Below are 2,205 nucleotides of genomic sequence, written 5' to 3'. Positions count from 1 at the left end.
CAGCCAGTGTTCTAATTCTAATGAAGTCAGGATTTATTTGGTTTAAGGCATCTGCCGACTCAATAGCATTTTCTTCCAGATATTCCAATCCTCCCAGTCCAGGCATATAGTATTCCGAAAGATCTATTCCGGATTTCATTACCTTTTGCCCTGCAACAATATGTTGTTCCTTGACTACACCCTTTTCTACCAACTGCAGTACCTTGTCGCACCCGCTTTCCATACCTATATGGATTCTGTTAAGACCTGCATCAGCTATTCTCTTCAAATCATTTTCATCCATTCTTGCAATTGTATGGGACCTTGCATATGTTGTTATTCTCTCAATATTGGGAAATACCTCTCTAAGGTAATTCAGAATATCAACCATGTCATCAGCCTTGATAACCATGCTATTTGCATCCTGAATAAATACGGACTTCATTCCGCTCCTTATCCACATAATAGCTGATTGATATGCCCACATGCCGCTTTCACCCAGATTATCAGTAAACTCATCAAGATTCTTTTTCTTATCGTCTGCCATTGATGATTTGTAATCTTTTATCATGTCCACACACTGTTTTACCAGAACTATGTCCTTTAATATATGCTCCTTTGGTCTTATACTGAAGCTAGTTCCTTTGTACAACCCGCAAAACCTGCACTTGTTCCATGGACAGTTTCTAGAAACCCTTATTAAAAGACTTTCCGCCTCACTTGGAGGTCTGATTGGACCAACTTCAAAACCTGTATATTCTATATTCTTTGTCATTAATTACTCCCCTTAAATACAATTCAAACTATCCAATACAATGTTAACATTAAATATCAGTCTATTTCAACTGATAATATCATAATTATCAGCTTCATGTAACCCTTTAATCTTATAGCTATCGCATAAAAAATATAATGTCCTATAAAAACTCTTCTTATACTCCATATAAAAAGCCGAAGATCAACATCTCCGACTCTAATTGTTTTAATATTTATTTCAGTTATGGTTTTCTTACTCTATGCTGAAATCTTCCTCTTTGTTTTTTCATTCTTAAGTTCTTCAAAATACTTATTTGTTTCATATATTATTACACCGCTAAGTCCAAGTATTCCTATAAGGTTTGGTATTGCCATCAATCCATTTACAATATCTGCCATTACCCAGATAAGATCAAGCTTCAGGAATGCTCCTGATGCAACAAGAACGATGTATATTATTCTGTAAGGCTTGATCCCCTTGATTCCAAAAAGGTATTCAGTACATCTTTCTCCATAATAGTTCCATCCAAGTATTGTAGTGAATGCAAAGAATACGAGACCGACTGTAACTATTAGCTGTCCTATCTGGGGAGCTGGAAATCCCTGGCTAAATGCCATTGTAGTCATCTCCGCTCCTGAGAAATCAGATGTCCATGCACCCGTCAAAATCAGAGTAACTCCAGTCATTGTACAGATTATAATTGTATCGAAGAAAGTTCCCGTCATTGATATAAGACCCTGCTTGACACACGAGTTTGTCTTTGCAGCAGCTGCAGCAATTGGTGCAGAACCAAGTCCTGACTCATTTGAGAAAACACCCCTTGCAACACCACTTTGAATTGACTTCATTACAGTAGTTCCCAGGAATCCACCCATTGCAGCAGTAGGAGTAAATGCACTTTTCACTATCAACACAAGTGTCTGAGGTACCAGACTGTAGTTGTATATCAATATTACCAATGAACCGATTATATAAAGTGTTGCCATGAAAGGTACAACATATTCACATACCTTTGATATGCTCTTGATTCCTCCTAAAGTAACAAGTGCTACTAATGCAGTAAGCACAACTGCGCTGATTACAATTGGAACATTGAATGTAATCTTTACAGCACTGGCAATAGCGTTTACCTGTGGAAATGTTCCTATTCCAAAGAATGCTACACCAATGCCAAACATTGCAAACATCTTTGCAAGCGTCTTGTTTCCAAGACCTTTTTCTATATAGTACATAGGTCCGCCTGACATCTGGCCGTTTTCATCAACAACCCTGTACTTGACTGCGAGAAGGGCTTCTGCATATTTTGTAGCCATTCCAAAAAATGCAGCCATCCACATCCAGAACAATGCTCCAGGTCCCCCTGCCTTAATAGCAGTTGCAACACCTACGATATTTCCAGTTCCAATAGTTGCAGCAAGAGCTGTACAAAGTGCAGCAAAGCTGCTTACATCTCCATCTGCAGTTGAATC

Annotated in this window: 2 protein-coding genes; both read right to left on the bottom strand. The window is 38.4% G+C overall.

Features of this window, described 5'->3' with window-relative positions; translation table 11 throughout:
• Positions 1 to 754: radical SAM protein (locus tag AC3AX0_RS12060; protein ID WP_487550527.1), on the bottom strand; the 754-nt coding region annotated here is incomplete at its 3' end.
• A 239-nt stretch (positions 755 to 993) separates the two neighbouring features.
• Positions 994 to 2,205: alanine/glycine:cation symporter family protein (locus AC3AX0_RS12055; RefSeq protein ID WP_487550526.1), on the bottom strand; the 1,212-nt coding region annotated here is incomplete at its 5' end.

The sequence above is a fragment of the Dethiosulfatibacter sp. genome (assembly GCF_983023055.1).
This window is presented reverse-complemented; position numbering and strand designations above follow the sequence as displayed.